The sequence below is a fragment of the Acinetobacter sp. ANC 3929 genome (assembly GCF_000369405.1).
In the GTDB taxonomy this organism is placed as follows: Bacteria; Pseudomonadota; Gammaproteobacteria; order Pseudomonadales; family Moraxellaceae; genus Acinetobacter.
In genome coordinates, this window is the sequence record NZ_KB850000.1 from 425586 (window position 1) to 440883 (window position 15298).

Here is a 15298-nt window from a genome sequence, read left to right on the forward strand (position 1 = left end):
ACTGTAGAATGGAATTGGATCGTTTTGATAAACAAATTCTTGAAATTTTGACCCATGAAGATGTCAATCTGAATGAGCTATCAGAACGTATTAATCTTTCGGTTAGTTCAGTGCATCGGCGCATTAAAAACCTGATTGAATCCCAAGTAATGGGACAGCTCAAACGAGAAATTAATTTTAATAAACTTGGCTTTAGCTTACATATTCTTTTGCAGGTTTCATTGAGCAAGCATGACAGCGAAACCTTTGATAAATTCTTACAAGAAATTGAAGATATTCCAGAAGTGACCAATGCCTTTTTAGTGACTGGGCAGAGCGCAGATTTTATTTTGGAATTGGTAGCGCGCAATATGGACGACTATAGTGAAATTCTATTACGTCGTATTGGTAAGATTGATAGTGTAGTCGCACTACATTCAAGTTTCGTGATCAAAGAATATAATGTATTTAACTGCTATAAACTTTTAAATAAGCTATAAAAAATGCATCTAAAAAGATGCATTTTTTTGATCATCAGAAAGTATCAAGCATCAAGTTGTGCTAATACTTCTTCAGAGAATTCAACGTTGGTATAAACGTTTTGAACATCATCAAGATCTTCAAGCATATCAATCATTTTCAAGATTTGTTTTGCTTGATCGATATCAGTGATTTCAGCTTTAGTCGATGGGCTCATCACAACTTCAGCATTGTCAGATTTTAAACCTGCTGCTGTAAGTGCATCCTGAACATCACCAAAGCTTTCTGGGCTAGTGATAACCAAGATGCTATCTTCATCAATCTCGATATCATCAGCACCCGCTTCTAATGCGATGTCCATGATTTTGTCTTCTAAAGAAACATCTTCAAAAGAAATTTCGCCACGCTTGGTAAACAAGTAGGCAACAGAACCATTGGTCCCCAAATTACCATTGGTTTTGCTGAAACAGTGACGCACATCTGGAACAGTACGGTTTAAGTTATCAGTCATTGTTTCAACAATAACCGCAACACCACCAACACCATAACCTTCATAAGTGATTTCTTTTAAATCATCATTATCTTCACCACCAGCACCACGTTGAATTGCACGATTAATCGTGTCGCGTGTCATATTCACTGAAAGTGCTTTTTCAACAACAGCACGCAAACGAGGATTACTCGCTGCGTCTGGACCGCCTAATCTTGCAGCAGTCACGATTTCACGGATGTATTTAGTGAAAACTTTACCGCGACTCGCATCTTGTTTCGCTTTACGATGCTTAATATTGGCCCATTTAGAATGACCCGCCATGGAAGTAACTCCAAAAAATTAAAACTTAAAAAAGTGCAGGAATATTAGCATAGCGATGGTTTTGTTGAAAACTCTCGCACCCCAAATTCAAAATTTAAAATCTTGATCAAGTTTCAAAAAATGATCAAATAGACTAAATGATTTAGTTAATTTTCACATCAATATCATATTCAGCGTAAAGTGCTTTGATTTTTTTCAGATCCTCTTGCAGATCCGTTGGGTAGATTTTACCCAAGATGCCACCTTGTTTGGTACGGGCATTGGCATACATCAAAATGATGGGTACATTGGCCGCTTTGGCGATATGCCAAAAGCCTGTGCGGATGGGTTTGCGCTCTTCACCATCTTTTGCACGTGTTGCTTCAGGCGCAATCACTAGATTAAAGCTGTCGTTTTGGTTAAATAGCTCAACCATTTGCGTTACGATATCTTTATTGGCTTTACGGTCGACAGGAATGCCGCCTATACGTTCTAAGATTGGTTTTAATGGGCCTTTGAATAATTCTTTTTTGATTAGGGTATGAATTTTAAGTTCTAAAATTTCAAATAGGGCAAGGGAGAGGATGGTATCCAGATTTGAGGTATGCTCAAAGCCAATAATGACTTGTTTTTTTTCTAAAATGCTTGGGTCAACTTTATATTCCCAACCTGTTGCTTTAAAAATAGATTTTCCTAAAATTTTTCTCATATTCGTCATCATAGGCAATAAATGGCAGCAGTGTAATACGAGTTTTCAGGAAAATACATATCCGAAAACACCAGATGAAAAGAAATTTGGATGTCTTTTTAATGATCAAAATATTGCAATATGATCTTTACTCAAGCTGCAAAGATCATATAGAATCAGCGCAGTTTATGATTTTTAACATTATTTTCAGTAATTTGATAAAATCATCTGCTTGTAACTTAAGTTAAATTTGACTAAAATCAGGCAGCATTAATCATACATAAATATGATTTAAGTTTAGGGCCTATAGCTCAGTTGGTTAGAGCAGCGGACTCATAATCCGTTGGTCCCGTGTTCAAGTCACGGTGGGCCCACCATATAAAACAACCACTTAGGTGCATTAATCCTAAGTGGTTTTTTTATGGCTAGATTTATGTAGCATTAAAACTGATAGCTCAAGTAGGGGAATAGGCATTTTTCGTCAGCGACGTTGGCGTAGCGGCTAATCTAGCCACTACAGTCGTTATGGTTTAGAAAGTATGACATTCAAAGAAATATAAAACGTTGGTGATACCAGTCATAAAATCAGATAGGATGATTCATCCATCAATAATGATTATGTTATTAAAAAATAAAGTAAATATGTACAAATAAATATTTAGCCATCGATTGAAGATTTAACTATTATCAATTAGGAATAAATAACGAATAATAAGATGATAATTTTTTATGGAAATTTACATAATTAAATGCATTAAATGGTGCATCTGATTTAGATGAAAAAAAGGAAATGAAACCTAATATTTGAGAATATTAGCTAGAGGGATAAAAAATTAATATTTGATATTTTGAATAGAGTTTAATTTTTCCTATCATCGTACGAACCCTGAAATAACCAGATTTTATAAAGGAGAGCATCCTTAGTTATTTTTATTTTGTCATCTCTTATTATTTTTGCTATCTTACACTTTTTAATTTTATAGATTATTTAAGTGAAGAATATCTTAGCTTTCATCATGCTTCTATGTTTACTAGGATGTGAAAGTTTTGAAGATTATAAGAGTAAAGACTCTAATATTATAAGTGGTTTAGAGCAAAATTTAATTGAGAATGTTAATCAAGATGATGAAAGCAATTTGAGTAAAAGCTCTTCTTTTATACGGATATCAGAAATTAACTTAAATAAAGAGAAGTTAATTGAAGAGTGCAAATCCTTAGTGATTTCCTATGTAAGGAAGAAAAATACAGTCAGTTTTAATAATAGTCTGAACGGTAATTATTATATAAATAAAAAAACTGGAGACGTATATCTTTACTTAGAGTTTTGTGCGGAAAATGAGCATGGAAATGCTCAAGAATTTACAGGCGAATGTAAATTCCCAAGAGATGGTCAGAATGAGGTTACTATTTCTGGATAGTGGAAAAGATTAATGAATAGAATGGTTCATTGAGGTTCTTTTCTTTCAGTAGAATTCATTTCATGTCGAATTGTACTAATATTCTCATAAATCACTTTTCGTAATCTATTGATTGCGCCTAGGGGTCTATGTTCAGGAAGAGCATGCCAAGGTGTAAAAGAAAGATTTTCGCAAAACTTATTTTGCTCAGGCGTATCAAAAAATTGTTTAGGAATATGGATCGTTGCTACTTGATAAAATGGAGCTTGTGATTCTTTCCATTCGGTCATAGAGTCTTCTACAAGCATTTTACTCGTGGTTCTAGGTTGGATGAGAAACTCCATACATGCATCACTTGTTTGTAAATTTTTTCGAAGAGTTTCTCTTAAAAAATCGTGGTCAGGTTTGTTTGGTATTTCAACGCTATTGGGAGTACAAGGCCTTGCTGAATATTTAACAGCTTGACGGTCAGTGCCTAATCCTAACTGGTAGGGAACCATAGACCAATATCTGGCCTGTATTGGATTAGAAATTTTTGAATTACTCGCTCTAAAAGCATTCATGGTTCCCTGAAAACCAAGAGTAAAAGGGATTTGCAATTTTTTGAGCGTACTTTTGCTATTTACATCCTCTATAAATGATAAATAGCGCTGCGGTTCGTTCACAAAAAATACCGGATGGTTAATCATAATAAAATCTTGAGTCGTTGCTTGATCATCATTTTCCATGAGTTTTTTGCCTGGAACCCCTAGAATTTTGATTGCCATACCTCGAGCATCCTTTTTATTATCAGCTTGTCTAGCATCTCCTGAAGCATTAGAGAAACGAATCCAAGCTGAATAGGTCTTATCAGGAATAAAAATACCTTTAGCTAAGTTTGATGGTAATGATTTTGACACATGGAATTCTGCCCGAACACAACCATGAGCTTTCGGATGTGCATCTCGCAACGCATGGCCTGCTACATACTTTTGACGGATACTTTGTCCAATCTGCTCAGCAATTTGTTCTGCCAGAACATTCTCGTTTGGCTGTAGTTTTTCACCTAATCCTGTATCAATGGTTGGATAAGGAATTGTATGTGTATTGGTTAAATTTTTTGATTTTGAATGGTGATAAGCACATCCACTGGTACTGATCAGTATTGGTGTGATTGCAAACAATAAACTAAAACGTATCAATGGAATGAAACCTGACATTAATATTCTCCTTGGCATAAATCGCTGAGTAACTTGACCATACCTGTTGAATGAGTGTAAGCGGAGGAGGGCTGGTCTAATTGATCTTCTTACATTGATTAGTCATTTAACCTAACCTTGAGCCAGTGTGCATTTGATGTGTTTCCCAAATGGGCTATTTAACCATCTGTGTTCTCGGTGATAAAAAAGCATAGCGACAATTTTCATCGCTTTTAATAATTTGGATAAATGAGTTTAGCACTATGATCTGTTGCATCAACAATCGATTTTATAGAGATTTGTCAGGCTCTGCATTGGTGTTCCATAGATTCTGGACCATCTTTTGTCCTTATTATTTTCATTATTTAAGAAACTAAAGAAAATTTCTTAATTGGTCAATATGTATGCAGTGGAATGAAATAATTCAAGCATCAAGTTTTAGTTAAGTTTTTTTAAAAGCTTTTCTTATGAATAATCATTTATAAAAATTGAATAGTGATATTTTAGCAATTAATTGTGAATTAATTCTAAACAGATTTGAGCTTTTGTTAAATAAATTTGATCATTAAAGATGTGAATCTTATATAAGTGTTAATTAATTCACATCTTAATAATAAATATATTAACTAGTAGTAGTTTGCAGTAATGATAGCACTTTTTTGGTCAGAAAGCTGCTCGAAGCTAATATCTGTGGTCTTATTTTTTTGCGGTTGGATATTTAAGTCATTAATTGAAATAGACTGTGTATCAACTTTTTCGCGTATAACGTTCAGTTGCTGGCAGTCATTGTTTTGATGCTGCTGCGAACAGGTATCCTCTACAATACTTCCATTCAACTGGATTGTGCTTGCAGCATAACTCACCGAAGCAAACGCCATTAATGATAAAAGTAGGGCAGATTTATAAATGTTTTTATACATGTTTATTGCCTTTTATAAATGTATTAAGCATTAATTAACATGGAATTTATTATTAAGGCAATGTTTAAATAAATTTTTGATTAAATATTTATTTAAAGTGTGATGTATTTAAAATTTTATTTTAAAATTGATAATTAATATATTTATTTTATTCTGTTAATTAAGTCACATATTTTTATTTTAATGAGAATTTAAAACTTGACCTGTCTGTTATACATTATATAGCCGCTGTAACGTCTTTCTAAAATCCAAATATGGAACTTAGCTATACAATTACAACTGGAAAATTATGCCATTTCCATTTGTGTAAAATAAAAAGCCTAATCAAATGATTAGGCTTTTACAGCTTTAAATGAACTAAATTGCGTTACCGCAGATGTCTGTTGTACCTTGTGGATAGCTAAACTGTAGGGCATTTCGGTCAGTGATCAACTCAGATGATAGTTCTTGTCCATCAAGATAATTGGAATATATTGCAATGCTACTAGAAATGTTAAAACTCAGGTTTTTAAGTGCTTCAGGTAAAGTAGATTGATAGCCTTGATCAACGCCATTGAGTATAAATCCAATCTGTTTTGTAGATTGATTGATATAGATACCTAAACGTTGATAATTATTTGTACTACTCGTAATTTTGTTTCTTTGATAGTGACCGACAGTGGTTGGTCCACTCCCGTCACTTAATTGGTATCTTAACGAATTGAATAAAATAGGTGGATTTTCCCCAAAGTCAGGATCATATGTACCAGACTGGAAGCCAAAATCTGATTGAATTGCATAGCCGTTGTCTGTGATGCCTCTGATCCAGAATGAAGAGGTGTATGACGAGTCACCTGTAGGTGGTGGTGTTGGAATTTTTAGCTGCATTTCAAATGCAATAGTGCCTGTTGCAGGTAGAGGGAAGTCACCATTATCGTTTGTTGGTTCCAATGCAGTTTTACTGGTTGCAACGTAATTAATGTAAGCTTCTTCTTCGATAGGCGTGGAGCTAACAATGAAACCGAACTTTTGACCATTGATTTCAGGAAATTGTGTGGCTGGGATATATCCTGGGTTTTGTAGGTTCCATGCCTCATAGTCTTGTTGTGTTGCATCGAAGTTATATTGACATGTTTGTGACTGGCTAAAACTGCGCAAACTAAAGCTCGAAGATGGTGCTGCTGTTGTTGATTGAGTAGAAGTAGCATTTTGTTGTGAACCATTTTGATTTTCACCACAGCCAAGTAAGGCTAGGCTAAGTGCAAATATGCCAAGTTTTTTCATTGGTTATTCCTCTGGTGTGTTATTTACGGTTTTTATCAAAAATTAAATGTGAGTATTTTTGAGTTATTAATTTTAAAAATTAATAACTTAATTATATTTTTTGAGCTTTATAAAAAAAGACCTCTCGTTTGGGAAGAGGTCTTATAAAAGGTTAATCGTATTGAATAGTTACTGTTGCCATTGCACGAACTGTGCCTGCAGTGACATTGGTTGCTGTTTGATAATAGCGAGCAGACAGAGGAATGTTGTACTGTACAGTTTGGTTGGAGTTGACTGTACCAACATCGAGTTTGTCGCCTCTACGAATGACCTGATTTTTATTTTGATACTTCCAAAGTAACTGAACGCCAACACCATTGGCTTTGGTTGAGTTTGGTGCTGTATTGGACATCACTTGGTTGTTGGTACCATCTTGTGGAAAATCAAAATCTAAACTGATCTGGTTTTTCTCTTCATATCCCGTTGGGTTTTTACCACCATTACATAAGATATTTAAGTCAAAGGATTGCTCACCTTGGGTTGAGCCAACACCACTAAAGCCTGATTTCATCACAGTTGGAAGTTGAACAACTTTATTGATATTACCTTGTAATTCACAAGAGGAAGAGGCAATGGTAATTGCATTAGCAAGTACAGTACTTGTCAAGAATGGACGGTTTGCATAACCCTGTACATAGTAACTACTATATTGTCCAGGCACTAACGCACCAGATCCAGTTTGTTCTGCAATTTTAACAATTTCAACCACAAAATAACCTGATGCTAAATTGTATCGTGTACCAGAAGTTAAGCCACCACGGCTATAAGGATAATACCCAGAAAAATTACTGGCATTTTCAGCTTCACGGTACAGACGAATACCAATGCCTTGGATATTGGTTGTATAAATATTATTTCCAAGTGAGCTAAGGCCATAACCCTGACTTAACTCTGCGATTAAGCGATCACTAGCATTACAATTGTCTACTACAGTTGCATTTCTGCCACCTACAGAACTAATTGGAAATGTAGCTTTACGCAGAATCTTACCAACTTCATCACTCGGGCGAACAACGACTCGGCCCACTGACATCAGTACATCATTTGCAGTATAGGTAGGCATGCGACAAGCTGCATTCGCTTCACTATAGACACCAAGACCTGCGGTAAGCAAAACACTATTTAAGAGTAATTTTTTCATTTGCATACTGCCTCAGACATGATCATGCTTTGCTGGTCGTTAGAAAGTTGTGCTGTAACATCATAACTGAAATGGCACTGTTCATTGGCTTCATCGCCCCATTTTACATACAAATCACCTTTTGGCTCTTGCGTACGTAAATACACCATGCTGCCTTGTGCCACGATACCAACAGATTCATCTTTAGTATTAAAGACCTGTGCAGCGAATGGTAAGCTTTCACCCGTTGCTGTTTTGGTATTGATGTAAATGGCATAACCTTTCTTGGTTGAAAAATCAACTTTTGCAATCGCACCCGCAAAAGGCGCGATACGTTGGCTGGTTTCTTCTAGTTCAACATTGGTCGACATTTCTTGAGGATCAAGTGTGATGTCATTTAAACGGTATGGTGTTACATAAGGAATAACTGCATAACCAGATTTATTGACACTGAGGCCAACGGTGTTGTTGACTTTAGCACCTGCAGCATCTGGCGCGTATACCAGGACCATAGTTTGACCTTGTTCAGGACCAAACAGGATGCCATCTGAATGAGCAACAACGCTACCACTAACACTAAGCATGGCTTGTTGATATGAATCAGCGATGCTATAAGAACCACCCACCGTCGCAAAGTTTGTGCGATAACGACTGTTAACGTTGAAACTTGGGTTTTGTCTGTCTTGATGAGATACAGAAGCACCGTAGCTGAATCGATCGCCAACCATGCCGCTCATACCGACTGTGCGGTTGTTTTCAGATGCGTTTGCATTGACGTTGACCGAATTCTTTCTGAAATTGATTGGGAAAGAAAGAGTCATCAAATATTCTGTATCACGTGTTTGCGTGCTACTTGAATTGTATTCGATCTGACGATTGGTTGCAGAAAGACCATAAGTCAAGCCATGATAATTGTTGCTATAACCAATTTGATATTGGCGGCTGGTCTCATTACGGTTCCAGTAGTCATTCCAAGAACCAACCATGTAAATATTACCCCAACCTTCAGGTAAACCTTGGTTTAGGGTGATTTGGAACTCGCTACGCTGTTTACCTACAGCAAAAGTATTCACGCCTTTATCTTCAAGATCACGAATCAGTAGGGCATCACGTAACTTGTAATAGTTCTCGGTCGAATAACGATATGCTGCCAAAGTTAAATTGGTGTTAGTCGGCGAAATGAGTTTGCTATAACTTAAACGGAAACTTTGTCCCGATTGAGAACCTTGCTTGTCAAAGTCAGTATTGGACTGGGTAATATCGAATGATACTGCACCAATTGGTGTTGCAACGGCCGCACCTAATAATAACGCACTATAGTCTTCCGCTAATTGAAAACCAGTATAGCCCGTCAAATAGTTATTAATACCGCGTTGGTATTTACCTTGTGTTACCCACGGTGTTAAATCAATATCACGGTCGCGAAATTCACCCGCAGTCACTGAGTAGCGGCTTAGGCCTGGACGTAGCATTTGCACAACAGATGCATAAGGAACGGCAAGTTTTTGTATTTCGCCATTTGATTCAATAATCGAAACTTCGAGTTCACCACCAAAACCTGTAGGGTAGAGGTCATTAATTTCAAAACTACCCGGCGCAACCGTGGTTTGATAAATCAACTGACCTTGTTGGCGAACTTCTACTTTCGCGTTGGTTTTTGCATTACCGCGAATACGTGGCGCATAGCCAAGCATACTATTTGGTAGCATACGGTCATCGCTTGAAAAATCTAAACCGCGGTAACCGAATGAGTCAAATAGCTCACCATTGGTAAAGCTATCACCTAAGGTAACAACCCCTCGGTACTGAGGAAAAGCACGTTGTAAATAGGTGCTTGTAGACTCGTAATTTGATTTCTTTTTAGTCGTTGAATCTAATTCACTTTGGGCACCATCTTGCCATTGCCACTGACCATTGTGGCGAAGTTGCCAACCTGCAATATTGGCACCTGCAGTAATTGCCATGAAGGCATTGGTGGTTTCTTTATTGTCATTTAAGCGGTTAAACGTTTTATAGGCACTACCGCTATACGATAAAAATCCAGCATTGACACCACGATCCCAAATACTCGGATCAACATAGCCTTGTGCATTTTTTTGTAAGGCGATTTGTGGAATCGAAATATCGACACGTAAACGTGAAGTGTCGAAATCGTAGTATGCGTTTTCGATCCATTCTTCGATTTTGTAGCAAGCATTTGGCGCAGCAGATTCAGTACGATTGACAAGAACGTCTTGTTTTACGCCATATTCAAGCAATGAGCTAGAAGTGAAACAGGTAAAAGCATTTTTATTTTGTTCAGTTGAACGGAACATCATTCTTCTTTTGCCAAACCAGTTGCCATTGATATAAACATCAACGTTATATTCACCAGGCAAAACTGGATTCCCGTATTTAAAACGAGAAATATCGACTTTTTGTGCATCACCGATCAAGAAGACAGAGTCAAATTCTGCTTCCATTGGTGGAGCTTGTTCTGCTGTCTGTTCTACTGCATAAACAGCCATAGGCATCGTGATTGTGACCACCCCAGAAGTAAGGTAATAACAAATACGACGCTTCAAGAATTTAGCTGTTGCATTTTTCTTTGACATAATCCGTTCGCCTATTCAAGGATAGGTACAAAATCACTTATTGAGTGGAAATAAATTTGTTTGTTATTGAAGCTTGATCTGGTGTTCGATACGACCACCGTAATCATTGATATTCACGTAGCTGAGTTTTTCAGTACTACCTGTTTTCAATTGGATCTTATCCTCTGAAAAAGGCGGTAACATCAAACCTTTAGGCAGCAAGTCAACAGGCTTTCCTGCATTTTGCTGGTACACCGCAGTCATCGTGACGTGAAACGGCGTTGGATTTTTTACAATCAGTGTTTGACCGCTTTTAGCCCACTGCAATTTTTCACCAGCGAGATTGGCATCTGCTTTAATGCTTGCTGGACGATAGAAAAATTTGATGCGTGAACGAATCGCAAGCTGTAAAAAATTATCAGGAACAGCATCTTTACTGTTCGCTGTAGGTCTTGGTGGAATATCTAAAACATTCAGCCAAAAAACTGTTTCTTGTTTTTGATTTAATTGAGCTGCATTTGGTAATGCAGTAATACGAAGAGATTGGCTCTTCGTTGGATCAACACGCGAAATAGGGGGCGTAATCATAAACGGAACTTTAGACTGATCGGGTGTACTTTTAGCATCACCTTCGTCAATCCATGCCTGAACAAGCGATGGCTTAGAACCATTGTTACTGACTTGCAAAGTCACTTCACGAGCATCTGATGGATAAATAACGCGAGTACCATGCAAAATAATTTCTGCATGTGTTTGACTTGCGATTAAAGCCGATGACATCGTTAAACCAAGCAAAAAATTGTAACTGTTCAGTGCCATTTAAATTTACTCTATAATTGCGTGAAGTGTACAACTGCGAATTTCTAGAAACCTAGAAATTCGCACCATTTATCAAAGATTATTGATAAATAATAGTGTACTGAACTGAAGTATTTACTTCACCAGCAGTAGACGCGCCAGTTGCATAGTATTCAGCATAGTAGTTAAGGTCTGCAGTACCGCCTTCTACAACGTTAACCCATTGAGAGTTCGCTTGAGCACCGTTGCTACCAGCAGCAAGTACTGGGATTACTTGGTTGTTGTTACCGAGTAATTGAACATCAACGTTTTTCGCGCCAGCAGCGTTTTGGTTAAGTAAACGACCAGTATTGAAATCAACAGTTGCACCTGGTTCGAAGTAAGTTGCAACTTTACCTTCTGAACAGTTACCTAAGTTGATTTGGAATGGTGTACGACCAGCAACAGCACCTGCGTTAGCAAGAGTTTGCTTAGATACAGTAGGAAGCGTTACAGTAAAGTCTTTACCCGCTGGAGTCACGATGTCACAAGTTTTGTCTGTTACTAGACCATTAATTGTAATCGTTCCGTCTGCAGCTTGAGCGTTAGCAATACCAACAACTGAAAGAGTAGCGATCAAAGCAAGTTTTTTCATAATAATTTCTCGAACACATCGGCTAAAAGTTTGAATTAAAATTACTTCTCAGTTGGATTTTTGCGCTGAACAAGTAATGTGCGAAATATATATCACTAGGTTTTAAAAATGCAAACTACATCACATTTTTATGGTGGTTTTTAATCTAATTTTCCGATTGTTAATAAGTTGTTGATATGAAAAGTTTTTGCTTGATGCAAAACTTATTTTACCAACTGGTTTGTTTAAAATTGCTTAAGACTGATTGTTTTTTCCTTTCATAAAAAATGGGTTGTATGCTTATTTTTTGATCAATATTTGGCGGAAATTGTATTTTTATGTGATTTGCTTAACAAAACTGAAAAAATAATTTAGATGAATAATCAAGTTTTTAGAATGATTGTTAAGTGTATTTACAAAAAGCTCAAAGTTCTTTTAAGAATCTTTTAAGGTTAAATCCTTAGTTTTTTAGTCATGATTAGATGAAAAAAACGCCGAAAGGAGCTTTCAATGAACATGCTTTATACCCACAAACCAAACTACTATTTCTTTGCGCACAAGTTTGTTTTATTCCTAGAAAGTTATTTAAAAAGTCATCCTACGGAACAGCAGACAAGTTTCAACTTGCAGACGATCTATGATTTATTCAGCCACGATCGTGCCTCTAGTACGACCAATTTAGAGGGTATTTTAAATATTGCAGATGAATATGTGCTTGAAACAGATGAGGGGCAGCAGTCATTGATTCAGTCTTATCATGTTCATTTAGATAACCATGTGCTGACCTTAGCATTTAATACAAAGGCTGTTGAAAGTTTAAAAGCTGGCCAAACGATTATGAGTCCGCAAGCGGCTTAAGTATTTAAATGGTGTATTCTCGTTTTACACACTTGGTGAGTAATGTCCTTTACTAAGTGTTTTTTACAAGCTGCGTTAAACTCCTTGATCCGTTATGATGTATAGATCCAATGAAGATATACATAGTGTTATGGATAAAGATTTTAAGTCGGAAACCTATACGGTAGATGAAAATATTGCTGATACAGTGTTATGGTTGATGCATCATCAGGATATTTTTGATTCATTTCATTTTGATGTGCATAGCCAAGAACTATCAGTCACACATGCAGCGGGTGTTGATATCATCCGTATAGGAATGTTTTTAAATGCTGAATATGGCATTTTGGTGACATCAATTTAAGCATTTCTAAAGAAAAAGCCTTGTCATGTGACAAGGCTTTTTGGGTTTATGCACTCATGGCATCTACGGAAAGTTCAGCAATGGTCGGTTTTGGTTTCTCTGCGGTTAAACCTAATTTGGCAAATAGAACTTGATCTTTACCTTCACCCGCATTTGGCGTCGTAAGGAGTTTATCACCTGAGAAGAGTGAGTTTGCACCCGCCATAAACGCAAGGGCCTGGTCAGAATCACTCAATGATTCGCGGCCAGCAGAGAGGCGAACATAACTGTGTGGCATGATAATACGTGCAACAGCAATGGTACGGATCCATTCAGTCACATCAAGCTTTTCGACATTCGCCAAAGGTGTACCCTCAATTGGAACCAACATATTAATTGGTACAGACTCTGGGTGTACTGGCATAGTTGAAAGTTCATGCAACAAGCCAATACGATCATTACGGCTTTCACCTAAACCTACAATACCGCCACTACATACTTTCATTCCTGCTTGACGTACATGATCTAGTGTATCGAGACGATCATCGAAAGTACGGGTACTGATGATATGAGAATAGTATTCGCGAGATGTATCTAAATTATGGTTGTAATAATCTAGGCCTGCATCTTTTAAGCGTTCAGCTTGCGATTGGTTAAGCATACCTAAAGTCATACAGGTTTCTAGACCTAATGCTTTTACTTCACGCACCATTTCAAGCACGTAAGGCATATCACGCTCATGTGGATTACGCCAAGCAGCTCCCATACAGAAACGCGATGAACCTGATTCTTTTGCTGCCAGTGCTTCACGAATGACTTTATCAACGGCAATACGCTTTTCTGCTTCTAACTTAGAATCGTAACGAGCAGATTGAGAGCAATACTTACAGTCTTCTGGACATTTCCCTGTTTTAATCGAAAGTAGGGTACTGACCTGAATCGCATTTGCTTGGAAATGTTGACGATGAACGCCTTGTGCTTGAAAAACTAAGTCTAAAAAAGGTTGGTCATATAAGGCTTGGATTTCATCACGAGTCCAGTCATTACGTAAAGTCATTGTTATATCCATGATGATTGATTACAGACATTGAGATTCATCATACAGAAATCGTGCCAAAGCCAAAGGGCAAAAAACACCATTTTTCTATTCAGTGTACTTTTATTTGCTGCAATTGCTGTTGAATTGCCCAATCAATATGTACATTGACGATGTCATCGTGCAACGTTTTTGCATCTTGCAATTGAGTGACGATTTCAGCTGAGTATGGAGCATTTCCCAGACCGATTGCAATATTGCGTTTAAAGGATTGATAACCTGTACGACGGATTGGACTACCTTCGGTATTGGTTAAGAAAGTCGCTTCATCCCATTGCCAAATTTCTAACAAGCTGATGTCATCTAAGCTATGTCTTGGGTCGAAATCTGGAATAGACGCCTTTTTTGCAAAGCTATTCCAAGGACAAATCAACTGACAATCATCGCAACCAAAAATACGATTGCCAATGCCAGAGCGTAATTCTTCAGGGATGATCCCTTTATATTCAATGGTTAAGTATGCAATACACCTTCTTGCATCTAACATATATGGTTCCACAATTGCTTGTGTTGGGCAAATATCGATACAGGCCGTACATGAACCGCAATGTGCAGTCGCAGGCTGATCAAAAGGAAGTTCTAGGGAAGTAAACAGTTCGCCTAAAACAAAAAAAGACCCTGATTTTTTATGGATCAATAAGGTATGTTTACCCGTCCATCCCATACCGGCACTTTCAGCCAGAGACTTTTCAAAAATAGGGGCAGAGTCGGCAAAAGGACGCGATTCAAAATCCCCGACTTTTTCTTTGATACGAGTCGCTAAGGTTTTTAAGCGTCCACGCATGACTTTATGATAATCACGGCCACGTGCGTAGCGCGCAATAATGGCTGAATTTGGTTCAAATGGTACATAACGGGGCTTGGGGGATGCCACAAGATAGTTCATACGCACACAAATAATGCTTTTAGTCCCAGGCACAAGCAAGGTTGGGTCAGCACGTTTTTCTAGGTTTTCTTCTAAATAGTGCATATCTGCATGATAACCCCGTTCTAAATATTCTTTGAAACGAGGCATTTGATCTTGAGCATCTGGTTTGGCAATGACACAATCAGAAAAGCCCAAGTCTAAAGCCTGAGTTTTTATCCATGCTTTAAGCGCCTCAGGGTCAAGCTGTTGTAGCTCGATTTTTTGAGACTGTGTTTGAGATGGGATGCTAGAAGCCATAAACCGATAATAAAGG

Annotated in this window: 15 protein-coding genes and 1 tRNA gene; 5 read left to right on the top strand and 11 right to left on the bottom strand. The window is 37.4% G+C overall.

The annotated features are described in order from the left end of the window. Nucleotides 1-8: 8 nt before the first annotated feature. Nucleotides 9-479 (top strand): Lrp/AsnC family transcriptional regulator, encoded by a 471-nt coding sequence (locus F909_RS06455; RefSeq protein ID WP_004661600.1) that lies wholly within the window; start codon nt 9-11, stop codon nt 477-479. A 44-nt stretch (nt 480-523) separates the two neighbouring features. On the opposite strand, the gene F909_RS06450 is transcribed toward F909_RS06455, so the two are convergent. Next, nucleotides 524-1273, bottom strand: coding sequence for a YebC/PmpR family DNA-binding transcriptional regulator (locus tag F909_RS06450; protein WP_004807814.1), 750 nt, complete (start codon nt 1271-1273; stop codon nt 524-526). A gap of 142 nt (nt 1274-1415) precedes the next feature. Beyond that, a complete protein-coding gene (locus F909_RS06445) occupies nt 1416-1973 on the bottom strand; it encodes a 1-acyl-sn-glycerol-3-phosphate acyltransferase (protein ID WP_005152312.1) in 558 nt (185 codons plus the stop codon). Nucleotides 1974-2240: 267 nt separating this feature from the next. Between F909_RS06445 and F909_RS06440 the strand changes: the two genes are divergently transcribed. Further along, nucleotides 2241-2317: transfer RNA gene (locus F909_RS06440), tRNA-Ile, on the top strand. 639 nt (nt 2318-2956) lie between these two features. Next, the gene (locus F909_RS06435; protein WP_005152314.1) at nt 2957-3358 is read left to right on the top strand and encodes a hypothetical protein; all 402 of its coding nucleotides are present in this window, start codon (nt 2957-2959) and stop codon (nt 3356-3358) included. A 26-nt stretch (nt 3359-3384) separates the two neighbouring features. Here the strand turns inward: F909_RS06435 and F909_RS06430 are convergent, their stop codons facing one another. The 7 genes from F909_RS06430 to F909_RS06400 all read right to left on the bottom strand — a co-directional run bounded on the left by F909_RS06430 (nt 3385) and on the right by F909_RS06400 (nt 11862). Next, nucleotides 3385-4536, bottom strand: coding sequence for a catalase family protein (locus F909_RS06430; RefSeq protein ID WP_005152318.1), 1152 nt, complete (start codon nt 4534-4536; stop codon nt 3385-3387). A gap of 605 nt (nt 4537-5141) precedes the next feature. Then, on the bottom strand, nt 5142-5435 hold the full coding sequence (locus F909_RS06425; RefSeq protein WP_005152320.1) for a hypothetical protein: 294 nt from the start codon (nt 5433-5435) through the stop codon (nt 5142-5144). A gap of 357 nt (nt 5436-5792) precedes the next feature. Continuing rightward, nucleotides 5793-6698: a DUF4882 family protein gene (locus F909_RS06420; protein ID WP_005152322.1), complete on the bottom strand. Its 906-nt coding sequence runs from the start codon at nt 6696-6698 to the stop codon at nt 5793-5795. 151 nt (nt 6699-6849) lie between these two features. Further along, on the bottom strand, nt 6850-7878 hold the full coding sequence (locus tag F909_RS06415; RefSeq protein WP_005152324.1) for a fimbrial protein: 1029 nt from the start codon (nt 7876-7878) through the stop codon (nt 6850-6852). Continuing rightward, nucleotides 7875-10451 (bottom strand): fimbria/pilus outer membrane usher protein, encoded by a 2577-nt coding sequence (locus tag F909_RS06410; RefSeq protein ID WP_005152331.1) that lies wholly within the window; start codon nt 10449-10451, stop codon nt 7875-7877. The genes F909_RS06415 and F909_RS06410 overlap by 4 nt, the downstream gene beginning before the upstream one ends. Nucleotides 10452-10514: 63 nt before the next feature. Further along, nucleotides 10515-11249 (bottom strand): fimbrial biogenesis chaperone, encoded by a 735-nt coding sequence (locus F909_RS06405; RefSeq protein WP_005152334.1) that lies wholly within the window; start codon nt 11247-11249, stop codon nt 10515-10517. A 79-nt stretch (nt 11250-11328) separates the two neighbouring features. Beyond that, complete coding sequence (locus F909_RS06400) at nt 11329-11862, bottom strand: fimbrial protein (RefSeq protein ID WP_005152336.1); 534 nt, start codon at nt 11860-11862, stop codon at nt 11329-11331. Nucleotides 11863-12351: 489 nt separating this feature from the next. Here F909_RS06400 and F909_RS06395 point away from each other — a divergent pair, with 489 nt between their 5' ends. Both F909_RS06395 and F909_RS06390 read left to right on the top strand, forming a co-directional pair. After that, nucleotides 12352-12699, top strand: a complete 348-nt coding sequence (locus F909_RS06395) for a hypothetical protein (protein WP_005152338.1) — start codon at nt 12352-12354, stop codon at nt 12697-12699. Between the two features lie 130 nt (nt 12700-12829). Further along, nucleotides 12830-13042: a hypothetical protein gene (locus F909_RS06390; protein WP_032862832.1), complete on the top strand. Its 213-nt coding sequence runs from the start codon at nt 12830-12832 to the stop codon at nt 13040-13042. A gap of 46 nt (nt 13043-13088) precedes the next feature. Here F909_RS06390 and bioB read toward each other — a convergent pair whose 3' ends face one another. Next, a complete protein-coding gene (bioB, locus tag F909_RS06385) occupies nt 13089-14078 on the bottom strand; it encodes a biotin synthase BioB (protein WP_005152350.1) in 990 nt (329 codons plus the stop codon). A 91-nt stretch (nt 14079-14169) separates the two neighbouring features. After that, the gene (gene queG / locus F909_RS06380) at nt 14170-15282 is read right to left on the bottom strand and encodes a tRNA epoxyqueuosine(34) reductase QueG (protein WP_005152351.1); all 1113 of its coding nucleotides are present in this window, start codon (nt 15280-15282) and stop codon (nt 14170-14172) included. Nucleotides 15283-15298: the final 16 nt, after the last annotated feature.

Coding starts and splice junctions, on each gene's coding strand:
- F909_RS06445 (WP_005152312.1), bottom strand. CDS start 1,973: ATGATGACGAATATGAGAAAAATTTTAGGAAAATCTATTTTTAAAGCA.
- F909_RS06405 (WP_005152334.1), bottom strand. CDS start 11,249: ATGGCACTGAACAGTTACAATTTTTTGCTTGGTTTAACGATGTCATCG.
- F909_RS06430 (WP_005152318.1), bottom strand. CDS start 4,536: ATGTCAGGTTTCATTCCATTGATACGTTTTAGTTTATTGTTTGCAATC.
- queG (WP_005152351.1), bottom strand. CDS start 15,282: ATGGCTTCTAGCATCCCATCTCAAACACAGTCTCAAAAAATCGAGCTA.
- F909_RS06410 (WP_005152331.1), bottom strand. CDS start 10,451: ATGTCAAAGAAAAATGCAACAGCTAAATTCTTGAAGCGTCGTATTTGT.
- F909_RS06390 (WP_032862832.1), top strand. CDS start 12,830: ATGGATAAAGATTTTAAGTCGGAAACCTATACGGTAGATGAAAATATT.
- F909_RS06425 (WP_005152320.1), bottom strand. CDS start 5,435: ATGTATAAAAACATTTATAAATCTGCCCTACTTTTATCATTAATGGCG.
- F909_RS06420 (WP_005152322.1), bottom strand. CDS start 6,698: ATGAAAAAACTTGGCATATTTGCACTTAGCCTAGCCTTACTTGGCTGT.
- F909_RS06435 (WP_005152314.1), top strand. CDS start 2,957: ATGCTTCTATGTTTACTAGGATGTGAAAGTTTTGAAGATTATAAGAGT.
- F909_RS06450 (WP_004807814.1), bottom strand. CDS start 1,273: ATGGCGGGTCATTCTAAATGGGCCAATATTAAGCATCGTAAAGCGAAA.
- bioB (WP_005152350.1), bottom strand. CDS start 14,078: ATGACTTTACGTAATGACTGGACTCGTGATGAAATCCAAGCCTTATAT.
- F909_RS06415 (WP_005152324.1), bottom strand. CDS start 7,878: ATGAAAAAATTACTCTTAAATAGTGTTTTGCTTACCGCAGGTCTTGGT.
- F909_RS06395 (WP_005152338.1), top strand. CDS start 12,352: ATGAACATGCTTTATACCCACAAACCAAACTACTATTTCTTTGCGCAC.
- F909_RS06455 (WP_004661600.1), top strand. CDS start 9: ATGGAATTGGATCGTTTTGATAAACAAATTCTTGAAATTTTGACCCAT.
- F909_RS06400 (WP_005152336.1), bottom strand. CDS start 11,862: ATGAAAAAACTTGCTTTGATCGCTACTCTTTCAGTTGTTGGTATTGCT.